The 17,694-nt window shown below is 66.2% G+C and carries 12 protein-coding genes; 3 read left to right on the forward strand and 9 right to left on the reverse strand.

The features are described from left to right. The first annotated feature begins 128 nt into the window (after positions 1–128). Positions 129–2,720, forward strand: a complete 2,592-nt coding sequence (gene mutS / locus AB8808_RS15165) for a DNA mismatch repair protein MutS (protein WP_369931268.1) — start codon at positions 129–131, stop codon at positions 2,718–2,720. Between the two features lie 451 nt (positions 2,721–3,171). Here the strand turns inward: mutS and AB8808_RS15170 are convergent, their stop codons facing one another. The 5 genes from AB8808_RS15170 to htpX form a co-directional block, all read right to left on the reverse strand. Next, positions 3,172–5,223 carry a hypothetical protein gene (locus tag AB8808_RS15170; protein WP_506193226.1) on the reverse strand — a complete coding sequence of 684 codons (2,052 nt, stop codon included), beginning with the start codon at positions 5,221–5,223 and terminating at the stop codon, positions 3,172–3,174. 239 nt (positions 5,224–5,462) lie between these two features. After that, positions 5,463–5,861, reverse strand: a complete 399-nt coding sequence (locus AB8808_RS15175; RefSeq protein WP_369930477.1) for an RNA-binding S4 domain-containing protein — start codon at positions 5,859–5,861, stop codon at positions 5,463–5,465. 39 nt (positions 5,862–5,900) lie between these two features. Continuing rightward, a complete protein-coding gene (locus AB8808_RS15180) occupies positions 5,901–6,824 on the reverse strand; it encodes an AEC family transporter (protein WP_369930478.1) in 924 nt (307 codons plus the stop codon). Positions 6,825–7,019: 195 nt separating this feature from the next. Next, positions 7,020–8,885: a molecular chaperone HtpG gene (gene htpG, locus AB8808_RS15185; RefSeq protein WP_506193227.1), complete on the reverse strand. Its 1,866-nt coding sequence runs from the start codon at positions 8,883–8,885 to the stop codon at positions 7,020–7,022. 64 nt (positions 8,886–8,949) lie between these two features. Continuing rightward, on the reverse strand, positions 8,950–9,840 hold the full coding sequence (gene htpX, locus AB8808_RS15190) for a protease HtpX (protein ID WP_369930479.1): 891 nt from the start codon (positions 9,838–9,840) through the stop codon (positions 8,950–8,952). A 189-nt stretch (positions 9,841–10,029) separates the two neighbouring features. Between htpX and gluQRS the strand changes: the two genes are divergently transcribed. Continuing rightward, positions 10,030–10,920, forward strand: coding sequence for a tRNA glutamyl-Q(34) synthetase GluQRS (gene gluQRS / locus AB8808_RS15195; RefSeq protein ID WP_369930480.1), 891 nt, complete (start codon positions 10,030–10,032; stop codon positions 10,918–10,920). A 57-nt stretch (positions 10,921–10,977) separates the two neighbouring features. Then, complete coding sequence (gene phbB / locus AB8808_RS15200) at positions 10,978–11,718, forward strand: acetoacetyl-CoA reductase (RefSeq protein WP_036144051.1); 741 nt, start codon at positions 10,978–10,980, stop codon at positions 11,716–11,718. A gap of 4 nt (positions 11,719–11,722) precedes the next feature. Here the strand turns inward: phbB and AB8808_RS15205 are convergent, their stop codons facing one another. The 4 genes from AB8808_RS15205 to AB8808_RS15220 form a co-directional block, all read right to left on the reverse strand. Then, positions 11,723–12,829, reverse strand: a complete 1,107-nt coding sequence (locus tag AB8808_RS15205; RefSeq protein ID WP_369930481.1) for a catalase family protein — start codon at positions 12,827–12,829, stop codon at positions 11,723–11,725. Positions 12,830–12,924: 95 nt separating this feature from the next. Next, on the reverse strand, positions 12,925–14,586 hold the full coding sequence (locus tag AB8808_RS15210) for a ShlB/FhaC/HecB family hemolysin secretion/activation protein (protein WP_369930482.1): 1,662 nt from the start codon (positions 14,584–14,586) through the stop codon (positions 12,925–12,927). 88 nt (positions 14,587–14,674) lie between these two features. Next, a complete protein-coding gene (locus AB8808_RS15215; protein WP_369930483.1) occupies positions 14,675–16,348 on the reverse strand; it encodes a collagen-like triple helix repeat-containing protein in 1,674 nt (557 codons plus the stop codon). A 294-nt stretch (positions 16,349–16,642) separates the two neighbouring features. Continuing rightward, a complete protein-coding gene (locus AB8808_RS15220; RefSeq protein WP_369929567.1) occupies positions 16,643–17,587 on the reverse strand; it encodes an IS110 family RNA-guided transposase in 945 nt (314 codons plus the stop codon). Positions 17,588–17,694 lie beyond the last annotated feature (107 nt).

A 17,694-nucleotide genomic window follows, 5' to 3' on the forward strand; every position in this document is an offset into this window, starting at 1 on the left:
CAGCGATGGGGGCGGTTGTCACCTCCACGACGCGCGTGCCGGTACTCATCGAATACGATATAGGGCCTGGGTCCCGGAAGGGCCTCGGCATGCCCTCACTTTTCGTACCGATTCACCTTAAGGCACTGATGGAACAGCACTCCACTCTTTCCTCGACCGCAGTCGCCGGCCACACGCCCTTCATGCGCCAGTACCTCGCGGCCAAGGCCGAGCATCCGGATATCCTGCTGTTCTTCCGGATGGGCGACTTCTACGAGCTGTTCTACGACGACGCCCGCAAGGCGGCGCGACTGCTCGACATCACCCTGACCCAGCGCGGCCAGTCGGCCGGCGCGCCCATTCCCATGGCCGGCGTGCCCTACCACGCCGTCGAGAACTACCTGGCTCGCCTGGTGAAGCTGGGCGAGTCCGTGGCGCTGTGCGAGCAGATCGGCGATCCGGCCCTGTCGAAGGGCCCGGTGAAGCGCGAGGTGGTGCGAATCGTCACCCCGGGCACGGTAACCGATGCCGCGCTGATGGAAGAGCGTCGCGACAACCTGCTGCTGTCCATCGCCGCCGGCCAGACCGGTTACGGACTGGCCTGGGTGGACCTGTCCACCGGACGCTTCCTGCTGACCGAGGTGACAGGCGCCGAGGGCCTGGCCGCCGAGCTGGCCCGCCTCCAACCCGCCGAGACCCTGGTCGGCGAAGACGTGGCCTGGCCGAAGCTGGTCGCCTCCCTGCCCGGCCTGCGCAAGCGCCAGCCGTGGCACTTCGACGGCGATGCCGCCACGCGAGAACTCTGCCGCTTCTTCCGTACGCGCGACCTGCGCGGCTTCGGTGTGGACGGCATGCCGATGGCGGTCGCCGCGGCCGGTTGCCTGCTGGGCTACGTAGAGGAAACCCAGAAGGCCGCCCTGCCTCACCTCACCGGCATGGCCGTGGAAAACGCCGGCGAGACGATCGCCATGGACGCGGCGACACGACGGAACCTGGAGATCGACACGCACCAGAGCGGCCGTGTGGAAAACACCCTGCTCGGCGTGCTGGACGAAACGGTAACGCCGATGGGGGCGCGCCTGCTCCGACGCTGGCTCAACCGTCCGTTGCGCGATCGCGGCGTGCTGCGTGGCCGCCACCAGGCCATCGGCAGCCTGATCGATACGCGCCGGCACGCCACCCTACGTGAGCGCCTGCGCGGCATCGGCGACCTGGAGCGCATCCTTGCGCGCGTCGCGCTCCGTTCCGCGCGGCCGCGCGATCTCTCGACGCTGCGCGATGGGCTGGCCGCTGCGCCAGCGCTGCGCGACGACATCGCCGGCCTGGACAGCCCGCTCCTGCACGACCTGGTGGAGCGTATCGGCGACCATGCCGACACGGCCGATCTGCTGATGCGCGCGGTAATCGCGCAGCCGCCGGTGCTGCTGCGCGACGGCGGCGTGCTCGCCGAGGGCTACGACGAGGAACTGGACGAACTGCGCCAATTGTCGACCAACGCGGATCAGTTCCTGGTCGACATGGAAGAACGCGAGAAAGCTGCCAGCGGTATCCCGACGCTCAAGGTCGGCTACAACCGCGTGCATGGCTATTACATCGAGATTTCGCGGGCTCACTCCGAGAAGGCACCGACGCATTACACCCGCCGGCAGACCACGAAGAATGCCGAGCGCTACATCACCGAGGAACTGAAGCAGTTCGAGGACAAGGTGCTGTCGGCGAAGGAACGCTCGCTGATGCGCGAGCGAGCGCTGTACGAACTGCTGCTGGACAAGCTGACCGAGCGCCTGGGCGAGCTGAAGATCGCCGCCGCGGCGATGGCCGAACTGGACGTGCTGGCCGACCTGGCCGACCGTGCGGAAGCCCTCGACTGGGCCGCACCGGTGCTCACCGACGTGCCCGGCATCCACATCGAGCGCGGCCGCCATCCGGTGGTGGAGAAGGTGCGCGACGAGCCGTTCGAACCGAACGACCTGGCGCTGGACGCCGCGCGGCGCATGCTCGTCATCACCGGCCCCAACATGGGCGGTAAGTCCACCTATATGCGGCAGAACGCCCTGATCGTGCTGCTCGCCCATGTCGGCAGCTACGTGCCGGCCTCCGCCGCCAGCATCGGGCCGATCGATCGCATATTCACCCGCATCGGCGCCGGGGACGACCTGTCGCGCGGCCAGTCCACTTTCATGGTGGAGATGAGCGAGACCGCGAACATCCTGCACAACGCGACCGAGTGCAGCCTCGTGCTGATGGACGAAGTGGGCCGTGGCACCAGCACGTACGACGGGCTGTCGCTGGCCCGCGCCGCGGCCGTCCATCTCGCGGCGACGAGCTGCGCGTACACCTTGTTCGCCACGCATTATTTCGAGCTGACCGAACTGGCGGGCGATTACCGCACCATCGCCAACGTGCACCTGGACGCCGTCGAATACGGCGAGCAGTTGGTCTTCATGCACACGGTGAAGGACGGCCCGGCCAATCGCAGCTTCGGCTTGCAGGTGGCGGCACTGGCCGGCTTGCCCAAGGCGGTGATCGCCGATGCCCGGCGTTATCTGGCTGCGCTGGAACAGGGGCACGAAGTGACCGCAGCCGTGGCGACGCCGGCGGCGGCCGCGCCGCAGATGGGGTTGTTCGCCCCGCCCTTGCCCTCGCCCGTGGAAGAGGCGCTTCGCGCGATGGATCCCGACGACCTGACGCCACGTGCGGCCCTGGACCAGCTCTACAAGCTGCGAAAAATGCTGCGCTGAACCATTGAGTCACCCTATCGGGGCGATCCAAACAATCGAATTCCCCTTGGGAACTGCGCTGCTTATAGTGACGTTGTCGATTTCACGGGGTCTTACGACTCTCCATCTTCCGACTCCGTGACGCCTCCGCCCCATCCCCGAGTCAGCAGCCCGGGACATGGGATGCGGGGGCGGTTTTTTTGGGTTCTTCGTACATGACCGGGGCCTGCCCCGGAGCCCATGCCGGAGCCGCCGCCGCTCGTACGGCGCGGCAATGAGGCGCCGGGTGGTCACACTCTGCGCTCAAACAACGGCCGCAAGCGGCCGAACTCGCTCAGAGCGTAACCACCCGCCACCTCCGTGACGACAGAGGTAAGCGGGGACGGAGAGCATTGGCGACGGCATGGCACGAAACGGTTGCTGGAACAGCGCTCTAAACCTGATTCGGCACGTCAGTTGTGAAGAATCCTTTTTATTTGCTTTTGAGCGCGTAGCGAGTCGCCCAACCGGCCTCAAACGTACCCGGCTTCTGGGGCAGGGCTACAACTCCTGCCCCTAGGGTTATGTCCGCCGGTTTGGCTTTGCCGAGAAGGCCAGCCAGGGAGGGGGCGATCAAGCCACTTCGCTGCCATTCCGAGACATGCTCAGCCGTCGCCGGGACGCGGAGCACGTTGAAGGACTTCAAGGCACAGGTTGCCGTATCTGCATCCGCTTGTTTGCACGCATCGTGATTGATAGCGATGCTCGCTCCATCAACGACAAAGCCGTCCGCATAGACCACGTCCCCTTTTCCGACCCGGAACGATGCGAATGGGCGCGACAACGCCGTAGTCACGAGCAAACCGCTTACCTGCTTGTCGAGTTGCACGGTCTTGTAACCTGCCGAACTCACCTGCTTCGAGTAGCTTCGCGTGCCGACGTCGAAACCCGCACATCCGCCTGTCGATGAATCCATGAGGGCGCAATACGTACCTGTATAAGTCCCGTTTTGATAAGTGGCGCCTTGCCAGGCCTGGGTCTTGTAGTATTCCGTGTCCTGGGTCGACACAAACGATACCGATCCCAGCGATGACTTCGCTGGCCCGGCCTGCGTCGACATATCCGGCATAGAAGCGCGACGGAACTCGGTACTCGTCCCTTTAAGTTGGTAGGTGCCGGGATCAACGATGAATAGGCCGTACTCCGACTTGCCGCTTCCACCTGGATACCTATAAGCGAAGCCGTGCAGCCCCTGCTCAGTCATGCTGGACATGGAGCCCGTTTGCAGGACATCGGCTGCGTCGTCCGCTCGTTGCCACTGAGTGGTGGCAGTAAGGTCGATCCAGTAGTTCACGAGCTGCTCTTCCCGGAGCTGGTCGACACCCGTACCCTGGTATTTTTTGAATACGAACAGGGTCGGCATGGCCACGAATGCCTTACCTGCGTAGATAGCACGTACAAACAAGGCCTCCATGCCATCATTTCGGCGTTTAAGATCGTCCGTTCGCTTGGCCATAGCAGAGTTCTCGACCTTCTTGAACGGATTACGGAGTCGCGGCGTCTTTTCGGATTGATTCGGCGAAGACGGCGCCGTACCGGCCGCGGTGGCGGAGAGCATTGCGCACGCGATACTACGAAGCGCGTCTCGGGAGCCTTGTTGCTTGGAGTACGTACGAAGGACTAATGAAACCGCCCCCATGTCACTGTCGAACTCCACTCGCACCGGGAACGGTCGAACGTCGGGCGCGTCCATGATGGTCGAACGGATGTACGCGCCGCTGGTCAGCGAGATATCCATTGCACCCTTTTTGCCGTGGAAGTCCTCCCGAAGCATGCGGGCATCCGAGGTCTTGGCCAGAAATGCCTTGAGACGTCCGAACGCATGCTGCGCGTCGTCGCCGGACGAGGTCAGTGTCCATGTGCCGAAGACGGAACGGGTGCCGCCGACGACATCGGTTTCATCGGTAAAATTCGCCTCGCACAGACGGGTTGAATCCTCGGGCGAGATAGGACCAGGCAAGGCACCCGGCGCACCCTGAGCGGCGCGCGCGTCCGTCGTGGCCGTGGCCGGCACGGAAGATTCCACTCCGCGCGGCTTCACCTTCGCGAGAATGCCGCACATCGACGCTCTCATGTTTTTTTCGCTGGCGCCCATACCTGCAGGCAGGCTGGCCTTCAACACGAGCTGACCGCTGTCGTCAGCCGAAAACTCGACGGGGAAACCCCGTGAGTTCCCCTGGGGTTTGCTTGTGAGAGCGAGCTTAGCGGTTGATCCGGCAAGCGTATCTTGCCCGACTTGGAAGTCTTCGCCTGGGGCAATGACCTTCATTTGCTCAACCGCGCCTTGTGCCGTCACACCAGGCGCGATCCAGCGCGCTTCGAATACCTTGCCTGAGAAAAGGCTACCTGATGCCTTGAAGGTGGACTCACACGTATCGGCGGCCCGAGCGGCAGGACAAGCTGCCAGGAAAAGAAGCGCGGAGATACCCATAAGGCACATCGATGCGGCATACCGACGGTCCAGTCGGCGAAGATCGTTAAACATCATGCTGTCCTTGTTCCCTGAAATGGCGCTGCCATGTGGCACCCGTCGATTGGACACTGAACGGGTTGCGGGAACAAGCGGTCTAGTCTGAAAAGGCGGCCACACACTCAACGCGGAGTTTTATGGGAGCGAACGCTATCGCGATAGCCGTCTCGCTTACGTAGAACCGAGGGCAAGGCCAGACGGAAATTGCTGGAAGGATCACTCTCACAACTGGTTCAAAGAGGCGGAACCGCAAGTCACAACGTCTTTTTGAGGTCCTGGATAAGTCGCCGCGAACGCTTGTCCGGCCGCGAGTCCGGACGCAGCAGCGCACCGCCGGTCAGCCGCTTGTCCTCACGCAACCGCTCGCGCTCGGCGATGCTCTCTTCGGTCTCGGTGTAGAGCTTGCGCGCCTCCGGCGCCGGGCCGCGTTTGGCGGACAACGCCACCACGAGGCAGACAAGGCGCTCGTCGCCGCGGGTTATCCGCAGCGTGTCGCCGGCCACCACGGGACGGGCCGGTTTGCAGGGAGCGTCGTTGAGCGCCACCTTGCCGCCCTCGATGGCCTGCTTGGCCAGGCTGCGGGTCTTGAAGAAGCGGGCTGCCCATAGCCATACGTCGGCGCGAACCCCGGGACTACTGGTCTGATCGGTCATGGGCTGAGTGTGCGGACGTGCCGGGGCAAAACCAAGCGCTCACGCGGCTGGAAGCAGCAGGTTGCCGAGCGGCAAGGTCACCAGCGAGAGCACGATGCCCGCGCCCAGCACCGTGTTCGCCAGCCGCGGCTCCAGACCGTGCTGGTCGGCGAGGATGGCTGCCGAGATCATCGGCGCCATGGCCGACTGCAATACCCCGACGGTGAGGATCAGTCCGCCCACGCTGGTGGACAGGCCCAACGCCAGCACGGCCAACGGCGCCAACAGCAGCTTCCAGCCCAGTCCGGCCAGCAGGGGAAGGGTTTCTTCCCTGCGCATCTGCAGACGGAACTGTAGGCCCACGGAGAACAGCGCCAGCGGCGTCAGGGTCTGGCCGATCTGTAGCAGCACCTTCTCGCAGGCGGGAGGCCAGCCCCCCGCCATGCCCACGAGCACGCCCACCAGCAGCGCCAGGAATGCCGGGAAGGTCAGCACGCGCCGCACGATGGCCGTGGCGCGGGTGCCCTTGCCCGAATACAGCGACGCCACGACGATGCCGCCCGCCGCCAGCAGCGGAAAGCACCCGAGCTGGTCGGCGATCACCGCGATGGAGAGGCCCGGCTTGCCGTGCAGCGCCTCCATCAGCGGGTAGCCCATGAACGAGGTATTGCCGAAGCCACCCACGAGGGTCAGGCAACCGATCCGTTGCGGCGTCCAGCGCAGGAGTTTGCCCAACAGCGCGAACAGACCCCAGGCGCCGAAGAAAGTGATGTACATCCCCGCAACCGGGAACCACAGGTGGGCATCGACGGTGACCTGCGGGACGAGCGCCAGCACCAGCGCCGGTAGCGCCACGTTGAGCACCCACCAGTTGATGCCCGGGACGATGCCCTCGGGCAGGCTGGCGAAACGCCGGCAGAGGATGCCGAGCGCGAGGCAGACGAAGAGGATGAGCAAGGCGGACATGATGTCGGACGATAACATCGTCCCCTCTTGCGCCGCCCGGCATGTAGGAGCGCACGATGTGCGCGACATGGTTTCGCGGTGCCCATCGAGCTGGCGCGCCAGGTCATGGGTCCGGCCTCAAAACATGTCGCGCACATCGTGCGCTCCTACGACGGGCGGTGTTGCGGGGCAGACGGACGGTGTCGCACCGGGGGCGGTGCGACACCGTGAGCTTTACGCCAGCAGCACGCGGTTCATCCGCTGCACGAACGCGGCGGGGTCCGAAAGCTGCGCGCCGGCGGTGATCTCGGCCTGCTCCAGCAGCAGGCCGGCCAGGTCGCCGGCCTTGCCGTCGTCGGTCTCGGCGGCCAGGCGCTTCACCAGCGGATGCTCGGGGTTGAGTTCGAGCACGGCCTTGGACTCCGGCACGTCCTGGCCGGCTTCACGCAGCAGGCGGGCCAGGTGCGGGGCGAGGTCGAAATCGGCCAGCGCCAGGCACGACGGGGAGTCGGTGAGGCGGGCCGAGATGCGGACATCGCCGACGCGATCGCCCAGCAGTGCCTTGGCGCGCTCGATCAGCGGGGCGGCGGCTTCCGTGGCGGCTTCCTGCTTCGCCTTGTCGGCCTCGTCCAGCGGGAACTCGCCCTTGGCCACGTTGCGCAGGCGCTTGCCTTCGTACTCGGTCAGGTAGCCCAGCATCCACTCGTCGACGCGGTCGAACATCAGCAGCACTTCGATGTCCTTGGCCCTCAGCGCTTCCAGCTGGGGGCTGCCGGCGGCGGCCGCGTAGCTATCGGCGGTGACGTACCAGATCGTGTCCTGGCCGACCGCCATGCGGTTGATGTACTCGTCGAACGACACCGTCTTGGCCGAGCCCTCGCCCTTGGTCGAGGCGAAGCGCAGGAGCTTGGCGATGCGATCGCGGTTGGCGGTGTCCTCGACGATGCCTTCCTTGAGCGTGTTGCCGAAGCCGGCCAGGAACGTCGCGAACTTCTCCGGCTCGTCGCGCGAGACCTTCTCGAGCAGGTCCAGCACGCGCTTCGTGCACGCGGCCTTGATGCGCTCGAGCTGGCGGTTCTGCTGCAGGATCTCGCGGCTGACGTTCAGCGGCAGGTCGTCCGCATCGACCACGCCACGCACGAAGCGCAGGTAGTTTGGCAGCAGTTCTTCCGCGGCATCCATGATGAAGACGCGCTTGATGTACAGCTTAAGGCCCTTGCGCTCTTCGCGGCCGCCCATCATCAGGTCGAACGGCGGCTGCTCGGGCACGTAGAGCAACGTGGTGAAGCTCTGGCTGCCTTCGACGCGGTTGTGCGTCCAGGCCAGGGCGTCGTTGAAGTCGTGGCCCAGCGCCTTGTAAAAGCCCTGGTAGTCCTCGTCGGTCAGCTCGCTCTTCGGACGCGACCACAGCGCGGACGCCGAATTGATGGTGGTCCACTCGGTCGGATCGGGCTTGCCGTCCTTTTCCACCGGCATGCGGATGGGGAAGGCCACGTGGTCGGAATACTTGGTGACCAGCGAACGCAGCTGCCACGACTTGAGGAATTCGTCCTCGTCGGCCTTCAGGTGCAGCACGACGGTGGTGCCGCGCTCGGCGACGCTGGTGTCCTCGAGCAGGTATTCGCCCTTGCCGTCGCTTTCCCAGCGCACGCCTTCCGCATCCGGCGCGCCGGCGCGGCGGGTGATGACGGTGACCTTGTCGGCCACGACGAACGCGGAATAGAAGCCCACGCCGAACTGGCCGATCAGGCGGGCGTCGGCCTTCTGCTCGCCCGACATGGCCTCGAGGTAGCGGCGCGTGCCGGAGCTGGCGATGGTGCCGATGTTGGCGACCACCTCGTCACGGCTCATGCCGATGCCGTTGTCGCGGACGCTGATGGTGCGGGCGTCCGGGTCCCAGCTGATCTGGATACGCAGGTCCGCATCGTCGGCGGCCAGCGCGGGATCGGCCAACGCCTCGAAGCGCAGCTTGTCGCAGGCGTCGGAGGCGTTGGAGATCAGCTCGCGCAGGAAGATTTCCTTGTGCGAGTAGAGGGAGTGGGTGACCAGATGCAGGACCTGGGCGACCTCGGCTTCGAACTTACGGGTTTCCTGGCTCACGATGCCGTTCCTTCATGGGTGGACAGGCAGCGGATTATGGGGGCACCCCCGTGAGGAAAAAAGGTCAGCGCCCCTTTTGCAGGGCGGCGATGCGTTCCTCGATGGGCGGGTGGCTCATGAACAGGCGCTTGAAGCCCGAGGCGAGGTGCCCGGAGATGCCGAAGGCCTGGATCGTCTGCGGCAGGCTGGTATCCCCGTGGTTGGCCGACAGGCGCTGCAGGGCCGAGATCATCGAGGTGCGACCGGCCAGGCTGGCGCCCGCGGCGTCGGCCCGGAACTCGCGCCAGCGGGAGAACCACATGACGATCATGGAGGCAAACAAGCCGAACACGATCTGCAACACCATCACCACCACGAAATAGCCGATGCCACCCTCGCCGTCGCGCTCGCGGCCGCCGCTCATCCAGCTGTCGACCACGCGGCCCACCACGCGCGCAAGGACGATCACCAGCGTATTGAGCACGCCCTGGATCAGGGTCAGGGTGACCATGTCGCCATTGGCCACGTGGCCGATCTCGTGACCCAGCACAGCCGAGACCTGCTCACGGTCCATCTGCTGGAGCAGGCCGCTGCTGACGGCCACCAGGGCGTTGTTGCGGCTCATGCCCGTGGCGAACGCGTTCATTTCCGGGGCGTCGTAGATGGCCACCTCGGGCATGCCGATGCCGGCCTTCTCCGCATGGCCGCGCACGGTATCCACCAGCCAGCGCTCGGTCTCGTTGGCCGGCTGGGTGATGACCTTGGCTCCGGTGGTCATCTTGGCCATCCACTTGGAGATGGCCAGCGACACGAAGGCACCGCCCATGCCGAAGATGGAGGCGAAGACGATCAGGCCGCCGATGCCCATGCCGCGCTGGGCCGCCCACTGGTCGATGCCCAGCACGCGGGTGACGCAGGTGAGCAGCAGGATGACCGCGAGGTTGGTCGCGATGAAGAGGGCGATACGTTTGAACATGGTCTTCTCTCTCTGGGCGGCTGGCTGGAGGGCGCCGCGCACGGCAAGTTTTCGGGGCGGACGCTGAACGATTCAATGCCTGCGGCGCGTGCATGCCGCCGGGCCTCGGCCCGGCGCGGCTCGCCGCCTGGCGGCATCGCCTACACTGGGTCGATCGCGTCCCGTACGCTCTGAGAAACGACTCAGCCCGTGGTACCACCGCCTCCTTCGCGCTATCGGGGACGCTTCGCCCCCTCCCCCACCGGCACGCTGCACCTGGGCTCACTGGTGACGGCGGTCGGCAGCTGGCTGGTCGCCCGGCACCACGGCGGCGACTGGCTGGTGCGCATGGAGGACATCGACCCGCCACGCGAAGTGCCCGGCGCGGCGGCGGACATCCTGTCCACGCTGCACGCCTTCGGCCTGGTCGCGGACGAGCCGCCGGTGTTCCAGTCTGACCGGGGCGCCTTGTACGCCGCGGCCTTCGCGCAGTTGCAGGACCAGGGCCACCTCTTCCCCTGCGGCTGCAGTCGCGCCGATCTGGCGCCCTACGGTGGCGTGCACCGCGACGGCCACTGCGTGGCACCGCCCGACCCGTCGCGTCCCGTCGCGTGGCGGCTGCGCACGCCGGACATCGACATCGCCTGGACAGACGACCTGCAAGGCCCGCAAACGGAAAACCTCCGCGAGGCGGCGGGCGACTTCGTCATCCGCCGAGTGGAGGGGCTGTGGTCCTACCAACTGGCCTGCGTGGTGGACGACGGCGCCCAGGGCATCAGCCATGTCGTGCGCGGTGCCGACCTGCTCGATTCCACCGCCCGCCAGCGCTATCTCCAGCGCCTGCTCGGACTGCCCTCGCCGGGTTACCTGCACCTGCCCCTGGTCTGTGATGCCGAAGGGCGCAAGCTATCCAAATCGGTGTCGTCGTGGCCGGTGGACCCGGCCGAACCGCTGCCTGCCCTGCGCCTCGCGCTGGCGCAGTTGGGGGTGCCGGCCCGTTCCACGGCCACGCGCCCGGAGCACTTCCTGCGCGACGCCCTGGCGGTCTTCGACCCTGCGTCGCTTCGCCGCAGTAGTCTTACCCACACGCCGACGCTATAAAAGTCGGCTTACCGCGCAGCGGATCACCCACGGATACGGTCAGACATGAAGCAGGGCATCACGCAACGCACGGCACTGGTCACCGGGGGCACCGGCGGCATCGGTACGGCGCTGGTGCGCTACCTGGCCCGGCAAGGGCATCGGGTGGCCACCAACTACCGCGACGAGGCCCGCGCGACCGCCTGGCGCGAGGACATGATCCGCGACGGCATCGACGTGGTGATGGTGCCGGGGGACGTGGCCGATCCCAATGCGGCCGAAGCCATGGTCCGCGAGGTGGAAGCCCTGGCCGGCCCGGTGGAAATCCTCATCAACAACGCCGGCATCACCCGCGACACCACCTTCCACAAGATGGACTACCAGCAGTGGACCGAGGTGGTGAACACCAACCTCAACGCCTGCTTCAACGTCACCCGCCCCGTCATCGAGGGCATGCGCCTGCGGCAGTGGGGACGCATCGTGCAGATCAGCTCGATCAACGGGCAGAAGGGCCAGTACGGCCAGGCCAACTACGCCGCGGCCAAGGCGGGCATGCACGGCTTCACGATTTCGCTGGCCCAGGAAAACGCGCGCTTTGGCATCACGGTCAACACCGTGTCGCCCGGCTACGTGGGCACCGACATGGTGATGGCGGTGCCCGAAGACATCCGCGCGAAGATCGTCGCGCAGATTCCGGTCGGACGCCTGGGGCGCCCGGAGGAAATCGCCCATGCGGTGGCCTTCCTGACGTCGGAGGATTCCGGCTGGATCACCGGCTCCAATCTCGCCATCAACGGCGGCCACTACATGGGCTGGTAAGGCTTCAGAGCTTGAGGTCGTCCAGAGACGTCGGCTCGCTGATCGCAAGACCGTTATGGTGAGCGCGGAACTTCGCCATCACGCTGTAGGCCACGCGTCGTGCGCGCATCACCGAACCCAGCGGGCGATGCGCGGTCACGCCGTGCCAGGGGCTGAAGGACAGCCCATCGTCGATTGCCTGTTTGCGGGCTTCGTCCCACGCCGACTGCGGCTGCAACACGATGCGGGCCACGTCGATGTACGGGCTTTTCTCTTCCGACCAGGCCACCGATGCATCCTCGATCGGCATGCTCTCGCTATCGGTGCAGAACTGCACGCGCACATCCCATTCGCCACCCTCGCGCGCGAAATGCTCGACCATCGCATCACGCAGGCCGTCGGGCTTGCCGTTGACGTTCAGTTCGGCACCGGTGAGCGCGGTGAGGTTGGGCGAATGCGGAGCCACCGACACCTTCACCACGTAGTCGCCGAAACGGATCGGCGCCTGGCTGTAATACGTGTCGCCCAAGGGGTTGGTCTCGGGCTGGCCACCCAGGGCCAGCAGCGTGGAACTCTTGCCGCCGAAGGCCTCGATCAGGCGCTCGGTGCCACGAAACACAGCGGAAATGACTTTCTTCGCCCCTTCCGCCCGGTCGGTGGTGGCGGCCACCAGCTTGAGCGTGCCGGCGAACTTCTTCGCCGTGGGCGCGCCGAATGCCGGGCCGTTGACCATGACGAAGTCCTGCGTGGCATCGCCTTCGCTGCCGGGCAGACGGTCACCTTCCACGCCGATGATCTTGATCGACATGCCGCGCGGGGTGGACACGCTGTCGTCCAGGATGTCGCCCGGTACGGTCGACAGGCGCATCACCAGCGGGTAACGCCCGGCTTTCCTGAAAATGCCCTGGGCCAGCTCAATCGGCAGGCCGTCGGGCACCACCAGTTCACCCGTGAGCAGGCCGTGGCTCTTCGCATGCACGGACCGGTAGGCGTGCTTCTCGTGCTCCAGCGTGGTCTCGTTGATCCTGGTCAGCGTTTCGATCAGCTGCTCGGCGGTCTCGGCCTCGTCGGGACCGACGTGCTCGAGCGATTCGTCGAAAAGGATGGGCGGTGGTGTCAACGAGAGGGGCATGGGGCGGCTTCCGGGCAGGTGGCGTGGAAGGATCGTGCCGCCGTGCTTGTGAACACCGGGTCGGTGCGCCGCCCGGTGTGTGAACGGAACCTCCGCTACATCAACTTGTAGCTGAAGGTCAGGTTCCACCGCGTATCGCGATCGTTACTTTCCGGCGGCCGGTCGCCCGTGGGTCGGGCCAGTGCGAAATCCACCGAATAGTGCCGGTTGTCCGACACTCTCACCCCGACGGCTGCCGAGTCCAGCTTGTCGATCAGGGGACGCGCGCCGTTGAGGTAAACGTGCGCGCTCTGGTACACGACGTACGGCACCACGGATTTGACCCAGCGGCTGCCGATGACGAAGCTGCGGTTCACTTCCGCCGAGGCGGCCCACCCGCTGTCACCCGCGGCGTCGCCGGGATCGTACGCATAGGCGTAGCTCGGTCCGCCGAAGTTGATCTGCTCGGTCGATGGCAAGGCGTTGTCGCTGTATTGCCCGGTCGCCCGGAATACCGTGCCGAAGCGGTGCTTCCACTGTTCGGCCCAGCTCATGCTGGTGGTGTAGCGCGTGAAACTCACATCGGGCGTGGCGATCGCCAGCGGGCCCGTGTTGCTGACCGCGCGGGAATAGGCACCCATGCCCGCGAAACCATGGAACACCGCGGCGCTGAACTGCTGCGTGCGTTGCGTGCCCACCTGCAGCCACGACAACTCGGCGTTCAGCACGCGCACGCTGGACTGCAACGCCACCATCGCGCCGTTGAGCGTGTTGCGGTAGCGATCGTCCTGCTTCGAGGCATAGATCCCCATCGTCAGGTTCAAACGTTTGCTGTTGGTCAGCAACAGCGGATAGACGGCCGAAAGGGCGAGCCGGTCCTGGGTGAGCCGGTGATCCAGGTACGCCGGCAACTGGTTGTCGGTGTCGGGCGTACCCCAATAGCGGGTGGCGTCCACCTTGCCCTGCCAGCCTTGCGAGCCGAACGGCTGCATGTACCCGAGCACGTAGAGGCGCTGGCCGCCGCCATTGGGAAACAGTGTGGACAGGCTGACTTGCTCACCCAGCGGCGTGGCACCGTTTTCCAGCAGCGTGAACACGCCCTGCGCGCCGGGATGGTTGAGGTCCATGCCGTAGCTGACGTCGTAACGCTGCCGCTTCGCGCTCAGTTCCAGACGGGTCGCGCCGTCGGTCGTGGTGGGCGGCGGCACGTTCGCGCCGATGGTCAGCCCGGGCAACTGGCCCAGCAGCTGGGTGTAGCGCTCGAAGGTCTGCTGCCGTAGTGGCCGCTCGCCGACCACGTGCGCCGCGATGGCACGGATGCGCGACTCCATGTTGCCGGCATCGCCGGTGACGCGCACCTCGGACACATAGCCTTCCACGACGGCCACACGCACCACGCCGCCGGAGAAATTCTGGTTGGGCACGAACGCGAACGACAGCGCGTAGCCGGCCTGCTTGTACATCGCCGTGACGCGGTCGGCAGCGGCGATCAGGTCGCGAACCGTAGTGTCCTTGCCACGCATCGGCGCGAACTCGGCGGCCACCTTGTCGAACGGGATGGATTTCACGCCCGTCACGTCGAAACGGGTGGGCGTCAGGTGACGGGCCAGCAACGCCTCGACGGCCTGGCTGGGCCCTTCGACATTCACCTTGACCGGCGCCTGCCTGGGCGTCTCGGTACGGGGAAGGGTTTGCAGCGGATTGGCAGGGGCACGCACCTGCCCCTGCGCAGAACACACAACGGCCATACCGATAAGGAAGCCGAGCCATCGATTCATGGACACTCCCCTGGGTCCATCGGACCGGAAACGGAACAGGTGGACGGGCGACGCCGGAGCGCCGCCCGTCTTCGACATCACGATGGAATCAGCGGGTACCGCCGCCGACGCCGATCTTCAAGCCGAGCTTGGAGCCTTCGTTCGCATTCAATGCGCCACCCGTGAGGCCGCCGACCAGTCCGCCGACGGTACCGCCCACCGTGTTGGTTACACCGGCCAGCGCACCGCCGAGGCCGGCCGGAGCCGTGCCGGTCGAGCCGCCGCCTGCCGTGGCGCCAGAGAGAGTGCCCGTGGCTGCGGCGACGGTATTGACCACCGTGCTGACCGCGGAGGTCGCACCCGACAGCGCGCCACCGTTGGAAACAGCCGCCGTGGCACCGTTACCGACGCTGGACACCGTGCTACCGAGCGCCGAGGTCACCGGAGCCAACGGCGCGAGCGCGCCGGTACCGAGGCCGGACACCGTGTTACCCGCACCGGTGACGGCCGCCGTGGCCCCTGCGAGCGTGGTACCGACGGTATCGCCGCCGCCGACGCCTGCCTTGCCCAGGCCGTTGGACAGGCCCGCGCCCACCGGCGCCAGCGTCGATGCCACGTTCTGCACCGCCAGGCCGGCCGTTGCGGTCAGGCCCGACGTCGTGCCAGGTCCCTGCACCGCGGCGATGTTGCTACCCAGCGACGACACGCCCGCGCTTGCGCCGCTGACCAGGCTGCCGCTGGCCGAACCGACCGCCGCGACCAGGTTGCCCGAGTTGATCGGCGAGGCGCTGTCGCCCAGCGCGCCGACCACCGGCGTCAGAACGTTGCTCAAGGCCTGCGTCAACGAGTTGCCCGAAGCGGAGTCCAGTGCGCCATCGAGCGACGACCCCACTTGCCCCACGCCAGAGCCCGTATAGCCCACGACACTGCCTACGGCCTGGGTGATCGGCATGATCGGCGTGCCCGCACCCACCGTCGCGACGCCGTCGCCCAGATTGTTCACCGCACCGCCGACCTGTGTCACCACATTGCCGAGGCTGTCCGTCGTCGTACCGACCGGATCGGCGATGTTGCCGATCTGGCCCAGGCCGCCGCTGGTGGCATTGCCGAGCGTCGTCACCGCACCACCCACGCCCTGCACCGCCGAACTCAGCGCATCGGTCAGGCCCGCCGTACCGCCCAGCACCGTGGTCGTCGGCAACTGCGCACCGACGCCGGTCACCGTGCTGCCGATCGCCGCGATGATGCCGCCCGCTCCCGTCGCCAGCGATCCGACGGCCGTGCTGGCCGCCGCATTCGTCGGGCCGGTGCCACCGCCCGTACCGCCACCCGTACCACCGTCACCGCCGGTACCGCCTCCGGTACCGCCCGTACCGCCGGTGCCTCCCGTACCGCCGCCGGTACCGCCTGTGCCGCCGCCCGTGCCGCCCGTACCGCCGCCGGTGCCGCCTGTGCCCGTACCGCTGGGGCCGCCCGCCGTGCTGTCGCCGCCGGTGCTACCGGTGCCGCCCGTTCCACCGGCGCTACCCGTATCCGAAGGCCCGCCTGCCGTTTCCGAACCGCCACTCCCCGTACCGCCGCTTCCGGAGCCGCCGCTTCCCGCGCCGTCGCTACCGCTGCCGCTGGGACCGCCGGCCGTACCGGGGCTCACGCTGCTGCCCGTCTTGCTGCCGGAGCGGGTGGAGCCATGACCACTGCAGGCCGTCATCGACACAGCACCTGCGAGCAGGCAACTGACGAGGACGGTACGTGTGAGAACCTTGCTGAATTTCTGCTCGCTCATGATTCACCCCTCCGAACGCACGGCATTTTGGACACTGCTCCCAACCTGCGGGAGCGGAACATCGACTGTGACCCACGTCACACCCGGTGATTCATGTAACGCCCGCCACCTGTGCCGTATTACGCAAATTAGGCCAATAAACCCGCATATTCCAAGCCGATTCGGCCATTTGTGTAGTTGCGTCAACCCCCCGACGCACTGGATCGAGCAAAACGACGAATTCGTGCAAGCCAGTCAAAACGCCAAAAAATCCACGTCATTTCCCTGACGTCGTTGTAGGAGCAACTGTCTTTTTCAGGCCTCTACCGTGCCGTGCCATTGAGTCTGATCGCGGACCATGGCGTTGAGGGTGATGAGCAGTTTGCGCATGCAGGCCACGATGGCCACCTTCGGAGGCTTGCCTCGCGCTTTAAGGGCCTGATAGTGGGCTCTCAGAGGTGACTGGGTGCTGCGGATGGCGGCGAGTGCGGCCATGTAAAGGATGCGCCGCACGAAGGGCCGGCCGGCCATGATCTGGCGGGGGCCGTCCCGCCGCCCGCTCTGCTTGGTGTACGGCGCGACGCCGACCAGCGCGCTGATCTGCCGATTGCCGCGTTGGCCCAGCTCCGGTAGGAAGGCCAGCAGCGTGGCGACGGCGATCTTGCCCAGGCCAGGCACCTGGAGCAGTTGCTCAGCAAGCGGCGCATCGGCGGCTTTGGCGGCTTCCGCCATGAGCCCTTCGAGTGCCTTGATCTCCGCGGTCAGCAGGGCGCCTACCCGCTCTAGCGCCCCTTGGACGACCATCGACTCGCACCGTTTGATCCGGCGGCGGTTGTCGTCGCGCTGCCGGATCAACTGATCCCGGCCCTTCACCAGGCCGCGCAGATGGCGTTGCGCCGGCGTTGGCGGCTTATAGGGCTGCGGCGTGATGGTCTGGGCCATGTGGGCCAAGGCCCTGGCGTCGGCCTTGTCGGTCTTGGCAAACTTGCCCAGGCTACGCACGAAAGCGGTGCCACGATGCGAGGCAATCCGGGTCACCGTATAGATCTGGGCGATGGCATCCAGAATCAGGTTCTCGTAGCCACCGGTGGCCTCCAGGACCACGTGTTGCACGTCCAGCCTGGCCATGACGCGAAGCAGTTTCTTCGCACCGGCTGGGCTGTTGTCGAACTGCTCACAGGCGCCGGTTTGTTCACCGGCACGGAAGAAAGCCACGTCAAGCGTCTTGCTGCTGACGTCGATACCGAGGTAAAAAGTCATCGTCTCGTTCCAGCTAGGGCGGGATAGAGAGCACTTTCCACGGGCCCACGCTTGTGATGTTCGAGCCGTTAACTCGGGCAACTGTTCGGGCTTGGTGGAAAGAAGGG

This window comes from Xanthomonas sp. NCPPB 2632 (genome assembly GCF_041228075.2).
Lineage (GTDB): Bacteria > Pseudomonadota > Gammaproteobacteria > Xanthomonadales > Rhodanobacteraceae > Luteibacter.

What these genes read in the sequence shown, in the direction of transcription:
- mutS (WP_369931268.1), top strand. Translation starts at nt 129, where the DNA reads ATGGAACAGCACTCCACTCTTTCCTCGACCGCAGTCGCCGGCCACACG.
- AB8808_RS15170 (WP_506193226.1), bottom strand. Translation starts at nt 5,223, where the DNA reads ATGTTTAACGATCTTCGCCGACTGGACCGTCGGTATGCCGCATCGATG.
- AB8808_RS15175 (WP_369930477.1), bottom strand. Translation starts at nt 5,861, where the DNA reads ATGACCGATCAGACCAGTAGTCCCGGGGTTCGCGCCGACGTATGGCTA.
- AB8808_RS15180 (WP_369930478.1), bottom strand. Translation starts at nt 6,824, where the DNA reads ATGTTATCGTCCGACATCATGTCCGCCTTGCTCATCCTCTTCGTCTGC.
- htpX (WP_369930479.1), bottom strand. Translation starts at nt 9,840, where the DNA reads ATGTTCAAACGTATCGCCCTCTTCATCGCGACCAACCTCGCGGTCATC.
- AB8808_RS15205 (WP_369930481.1), bottom strand. Translation starts at nt 12,829, where the DNA reads ATGCCCCTCTCGTTGACACCACCGCCCATCCTTTTCGACGAATCGCTC.
- AB8808_RS15210 (WP_369930482.1), bottom strand. Translation starts at nt 14,586, where the DNA reads ATGAATCGATGGCTCGGCTTCCTTATCGGTATGGCCGTTGTGTGTTCT.
- AB8808_RS15215 (WP_369930483.1), bottom strand. Translation starts at nt 16,348, where the DNA reads ATGAGCGAGCAGAAATTCAGCAAGGTTCTCACACGTACCGTCCTCGTC.
- AB8808_RS15220 (WP_369929567.1), bottom strand. Translation starts at nt 17,587, where the DNA reads ATGACTTTTTACCTCGGTATCGACGTCAGCAGCAAGACGCTTGACGTG.